Genomic DNA, 5,786 nt, shown 5'->3' with positions numbered 1-5,786 from the left:
CGCCGGTCCCCGCAGGCGCGGCGGCCCACGCGGCGCCCTCGCTGTTCACCCCGGGCCTCGACCTCCGGGCGGCCGCCGCACCCGGCCGAGCCCCCACCCGGTCCCGGGCGGAGGAGGAGCCCCCCGCCGGCGACCCGCGCCCGCCCGCGCCGCCCTCCGCGCTACCGCCCGCCCGTTCCGGCTGATCCGGACGCCCCGCCCCTCGGTGTCTTCGCAGGGGCGGTGTGGTCGGCGCAGGGTGCACAGCATCTGCGCGGACTACGGGGACTCGGCGTCGGCGCCGCCGCGGGGTCCGCGCCCGCAACCCGTTCGCGTCACCCCTCTAGCATCGGGGGTGTCGCCGCCACGCGCCGGCGACCGTTCCGACCACCGCAAGATCCCCGCAGGAGGCCCTCCGTGTCCGCGCCCGCATCCCGTCCCGCGTCCGCTCCCGTCCGGGTGCCGGCCGGGACCACGGCGGGCGCCGCGGTCCGCGCGGCCGGCCTGCCGAGCAGCGGGCCCGAGGCCGTCGTCGTCGTCCGCGACGGCGACGGGACGCTGCGCGACCTGTCCTGGCAGCCCGATGCGGACACCGACGTCTCGCCCGTCGCCGCGGACACCGACGACGGCCGCGCCGTCATCCGGCACTCGGCCGCCCACGTGCTGGCCCAGGCCGTCCAGCAGCAGCGCCCCGAGGCCAAGCTGGGCATCGGCCCGCCGGTCGTCGACGGCTTCTACTACGACTTCGACGTCGACACCCCGTTCACCCCGGACGACCTGCGCGCGCTCGAGTCGTCCATGCGGAAGATCATCAAGGCCGGGCAGCGGTTCTCCCGCCGCCGCTACGACTCGCTCGACGCGGCCCGCAAGGAGCTCGCCGACGAGCCGTACAAGCTGGAGCTGATCGAGCTCAAGGGCGCCCCCGACGGCGAGCGCGGCGACGAGATCGTCGAGGTCGACGGGTCCGGCGAGCTCACCGCCTACGACAACGTGCACGCCCACACCGGCGAGGTCGTCTGGTCGGACCTGTGCCGGGGCCCGCACGTGCCCACCACCAAGCACATCCCGGCGTTCGCGCTCACCCGCTCCGCGGCCGCGTACTGGCGGGGCAGCGAGAAGAACCCGCAGCTGCAGCGCATCTACGGCACCGCGTGGGAGAGCAACGACGCCCTGCAGGCCCACCTCGACCGGGTCGCCGAGGCCGAGCGCCGCGACCACCGCCGCCTCGGCGCCGAGCTCGACCTGTTCTCCTTCCCCGACGAGATCGGCTCCGGGCTGCCGGTGTTCCACCCCAAGGGCGGGATCATCCGCCGGGAGATGGAGGACTACGCCCGCCGGCGGCACGAGGCGGCGGGCTACGAGTTCGTCAACACCCCGCACATCACCAAGGGCCAGCTGTTCGTCACCTCGGGGCACCTGCAGTGGTACGCGGACGGCATGTACCCGCCCATGCAGCTCGACGAGGAGCGCAACGCCGACGGCACGGTGCGCAAGGCCGCCCAGGACTACTACCTCAAGCCGATGAACTGCCCGATGCACAACCTGATCTACCGCTCGCGCGGGCGCAGCTACCGGGAGCTGCCGCTGCGGCTGTTCGAGTTCGGCAGCGTCTACCGCTACGAGAAGTCGGGCGTGGTGCACGGGCTCACCCGGGCCCGCGGGTTCACCCAGGACGACTCGCACATCTACTGCACCCAGGACCAGATGCTGGGCGAGATCGAGTCGCTGCTGCGGTTCGTGCTCGACCTGCTGCGCGACTACGGCCTCGACGAGTTCTACCTGGAGCTGTCCACCCGCGACCCGGAGAAGTCCATCGGCTCCGACGAGGACTGGGAGCGCGCCACCGACGCGCTGCGCCAGGCCGCCGAGGCCAGCGGCCTGGAGCTGGTGCTCGACCCGGGCGGGGCGGCGTTCTACGCGCCCAAGATCAGCGTCCAGGCCCGGGACGCGATCGGGCGCACCTGGCAGCTGTCCACCATCCAGGTCGACCTCATGGAGCCCGACCTGTTCGGCCTGGAGTACTCCGCGGCCGACGGCTCCCGCCCGCGCCCGGTGATGATCCACCGTGCGCTCTTCGGCTCCATCGAGCGCTTCTTCGGCGTGCTGCTGGAGCACTACGCGGGGGCCTTCCCGGCGTGGCTGTCGCCCGTGCAGGTGGTGGGCATCCCGGTCACCGAGGAGCAGGTGCCGCACGTCGAGGCGGTGGCCGCCGCGCTGCGCGAGCACGGGGTGCGCGTCGAGGTCGACGCGGGCGACGACCGGATGCAGAAGAAGATCCGCAACCACACCCTGCAGAAGGTGCCGTTCCTGCTGCTGCTCGGCGCGCGCGACGCCGAGGCCGGTGCGGTGAGCTTCCGCTTCCGCGACGGCACCCAGGTCAACGGGGTGGCCGTGGACGAGGCGGTGCGCCGCGTCGTGGAGTGGATCCGCAGCCGCGACAACACCGCCCCCACCGCCGAGTCCTTCCAGGCCACCCAGCCCGCCTGAGCGCGCCGTCGAGAGCGACGGCGTCGGTGGGGTGGGGGCGGGGCCGGCAGGTCTCGCCGCGCGCCTGCCCGGGGGAGCGCACTACTAGGATCGCGCCATGAGCGACGCCCACGGCCCCGACATGGAGGAGCGCGACGGCGTCGGCACCCCGGACGGCTTCCGCAGGCTGTGGACCCCGCACCGGCTCGCCTACATCAAGGAGGCCGGCGCCGAGGGCTGCCCGTTCTGCCGCATCCCCGCCATGTCCGACGAGGACGGCCTGGTCGTGGCCAGGGGCGAGGTCGTCTACGCGGTGCTCAACCTGCACCCCTACAACCCGGGGCACCTGATGGTGCTGCCCTACCGGCACGTCGCCGACATCGAGGAGCTCACCGGGGAGGAGTCCGGGGAGCTCATGTCGTTCACCCAGGACGCCGTGCGGGCCATGCGCCGGGTCGCCGCCCCGCACGCGTTCAACGTCGGGCTCAACCTCGGCGCCGTGGCCGGCGGGTCGCTGGCCGAGCACCTGCACCAGCACGTGGTCCCGCGCTGGGGCGGCGACGCGAACTTCATCGCCGTGGTCGGCCAGACCAAGGTCATCCCGCAGCTGCTGTCCGAGACCCGGTCGCTGCTGTCCGAGGCGTGGGGCAAGCCCGGCCCGTAGCTCCACCCGGCTAGGCTGGACGGTGGTCCCCGGCATCGGCTGGACCGATCCACAAGCAGGAGACCATGCTCAACGTCCTCGCCCGCGTGCACGTCGACCGAGTGGCCGAGCCCCTCGCCCGCTGGCTGGTCGGCAGGGGCGTCACGCCCGACGCGGTCACCGTGGCCGGCACCGCGGGCACGGTCGCGGCCGCGCTGTGGTTCCTGCCCCGCGGCGAGCTGTTCACCGGCGCAGCGGTCATCACCTTCTTCGTGCTGTTCGACCTCGTCGACGGCGCGATGGCCCGGGCGAGGGGCCGGGGCACCCCGTTCGGGGCGGTGCTGGACTCCACCTGCGACCGCGTCGCCGACAGCGCCCTGTTCGCCGGGCTGACCTGGTGGTGCCTCGGGGTGGGGGAGCAGCGGCTGCTCGGCGTCGCCGCGCTGCTGTGCCTGGTCACCGGCCAGCTGGTGTCCTACGTCAAGGCCAGGGCCGAGGGCGCGGGCCTGAGCGCGGACGGCGGGCTGGTCGAGCGCGCGGAGCGACTGATCCTCGGGCTGGTCGGCGCCGGGCTGCACGGCCTCGGGGTGCCCTACGCGCTGCACGTGGCGCTCTGGGTGCTGGCCGCGGCATCGCTGTGGACCGTCGGCCAGCGGATCGCGGCGGTGCACCGCAGCGCCCGCGCCGCGGCGGGCGTCGACCCCGACGAGCGGCCCGCCGACCCGGCCCCGGGGTCGTGAGCGGCGCGGTGGAGCGCGAGTCGTGGCGCGAGCGGCTCACCGTCGCCGAGTACGCCGCGGCCTGGAGGCTGGTCGGCGCCGTGCCCGCAGGGCCGGGCAGGCGCGTGTTCGAGCGGGGTGCCGACCTGGTCGCCCGCCGCGGCGGCGCCGGGCCGCGCCAGCTGCGCGCCAACCTCGCCCGCGTCGTCCCGCAGGCCTCGCCCGAGGAGCTCGACCGGCTCGTCCGCGAGGGGCTGCGCAGCTACGCGCGCTACTGGCACGAGGCGTTCCGGTTGCCGGCCACCGACCCCGTCGCCGTGCACGCCGGCACCCGCGCGTCGGGCACCGGACCGTTCCACCGGGCGGTCGCCGAGGGCAGAGGGGTGATCTTCGCGCTGCCGCACAGCGGCAACTGGGACGCTGCGGGCGTGTGGCTGGTCGAGGAGCTGCGTGGGCTCGGCCACGAGCCCGCGTTCACCACCGTCGCCCAGCGGCTGCGCCCGGAGTCGCTCTACCGCCGCTTCGTCTCCTACCGCGAGGCGCTGGGCTTCGAGGTGGTGGCCGCCGACGACGGGGCGGCGGCGCACCGGGCGCTCACCCGGCGGCTGCGCGGCGGCGGGGTGGTGTGCCTGCTCGTCGAGCGCGACTTCACCGCCACCGGCGTCCCGGTGGACTTCTTCGGCGAGCGCGCCCGCTTCCCCGCCGGCCCGGCCCGCCTCGCCGCGCTCACCGGGGCGCTGCTGGTCCCGGTGTTCGCCGGGTTCACGCCGACCGGCTGGACGCTGGAGCTGGCCGAGCCGGTCCCGGTGCCCGACCGCTCCGCCGTGCCCACCGCGCTGCAGGCCGAAGCCGACTCGCTGGCCGCGATGATCCGCCGCAGCCCGTGGGACTGGCACGCGCTGCAGCCCGTCTGGCCGGCCGACCGGCCCGCCGCGACCGCCGGGCGGGTGGCGGGGTGAACCCGGCGCTGCGGGTGGGGATCGTCTGCCCGTACTCGCTGGACGTCCCCGGCGGGGTGCAGGCCCACGTCATCGGGCTGGCCCGCACGCTGCAGGGCTTCGGGCACTCGGTCCGCGTGCTCGCCCCCGCCTCCGACGACACCCCGCTGCCGCCGTTCGTCACCTCGGTGGGGCGGGCGCTCGGGGTGCCCTACAACGGCTCGGTCGCCCGGATCACGTTCGGTCCGCGCAGCTACGCGCGGACGCGGCGCTGGCTCGCGCGCAACCGGTTCGACGTGCTGCACCTGCACGAGCCCACCGCGATGAGCCTGTCGGCGCTGGCCCTGATGGCGGCGCAGGGCCCCATCGTGGCGACGTTCCACACCGCGACCGAGCGCTCCCGGGTGCTGAGCGCGTTCGGCGGGGTGCTGCGCCCGCTGATGGAGAAGGTCACGGCGCGCATCGCGGTGTCGCCGCTGGCCCGGCGGGTGCAGGTGGAGCACCTCGGCGGCGACGCGGTGGAGATCCCCAACGGGGTCGACGTCGCGGCGTTCGCCGGCGCCCCGCCGCTGCCCGGCCACCCCGCGCCCGACACCGTCGGCTTCCTCGGCCGGTTCGACGAGCCGCGCAAGGGCATGCCGGTGCTGCTGGACGCCGTCCGCCTGCTCGCGCCGACCCGCCCCGACCTGCGCCTGGTCGTCGTCGGGCAGGGCGACGCCGCGGCCCTGCGCCGGGCGGCCGGGCCGGTGGCCGACCGGCTCGACCTGCTGGGCCCGGTCGACGACGCCACCAAGGCCTCCGCGCTGCGCTCGGTCCGGGTGTTCTGCGCGCCCAACCTGCGCGGCGAGAGCTTCGGCATGGTGCTCACCGAGGCGATGGCGGCCGGCGCGCCCGTGCTGGCCAGCGACCTGGACGCGTTCCGCGCCGTGCTCGGGCCGGGCCCGGCGGGCGAGCTGTTCCCGGTCGGCGACCCGGTCGCGCTGGCGGGCGCCCTCGCCGCGCTGCTGGACGACCCCGCGCGCCGGGCGTCGCTGGGCGCCG

Annotated in this window: 5 protein-coding genes and 1 pseudogene; all 6 read left to right on the top strand. The window is 75.6% G+C overall.

All coding sequences use genetic code 11. The features are described 5' to 3' along the window. A pseudogene (locus KIK08_RS36795) lies at positions 1–185 on the top strand (hypothetical protein); the annotation flags it as partial. A gap of 211 nt (positions 186–396) precedes the next feature. Continuing rightward, entirely contained in the window at positions 397–2,466 is a 2,070-nt protein-coding gene (gene thrS / locus KIK08_RS36790; RefSeq protein WP_214407936.1) for a threonine--tRNA ligase, read from the top strand. Between the two features lie 97 nt (positions 2,467–2,563). Next, entirely contained in the window at positions 2,564–3,109 is a 546-nt protein-coding gene (locus tag KIK08_RS36785; protein ID WP_214407935.1) for an HIT family protein, read from the top strand. Between the two features lie 65 nt (positions 3,110–3,174). Beyond that, the gene (gene pgsA / locus KIK08_RS36780) at positions 3,175–3,828 is read left to right on the top strand and encodes a phosphatidylinositol phosphate synthase (protein WP_214407934.1); all 654 of its coding nucleotides are present in this window, start codon (positions 3,175–3,177) and stop codon (positions 3,826–3,828) included. After that, a complete protein-coding gene (locus tag KIK08_RS36775) occupies positions 3,825–4,766 on the top strand; it encodes a phosphatidylinositol mannoside acyltransferase (protein WP_308258125.1) in 942 nt (313 codons plus the stop codon). The genes pgsA and KIK08_RS36775 overlap by 4 nt, the downstream gene beginning before the upstream one ends. A gap of 8 nt (positions 4,767–4,774) precedes the next feature. After that, positions 4,775–5,786 (top strand): glycosyltransferase family 4 protein (locus KIK08_RS36770; protein ID WP_214407937.1); only part of this gene is annotated, 1,012 nt, incomplete at its 3' end.

Origin of the sequence: Pseudonocardia lacus (genome assembly GCF_018531445.1) — a bacterium.
Lineage (GTDB): Bacteria > Actinomycetota > Actinomycetes > Mycobacteriales > Pseudonocardiaceae > Pseudonocardia > Pseudonocardia lacus.
The sequence above is the reverse complement of the archived record's forward strand: the minus strand, read 5'-3'. Positions and strand labels throughout refer to the sequence as shown.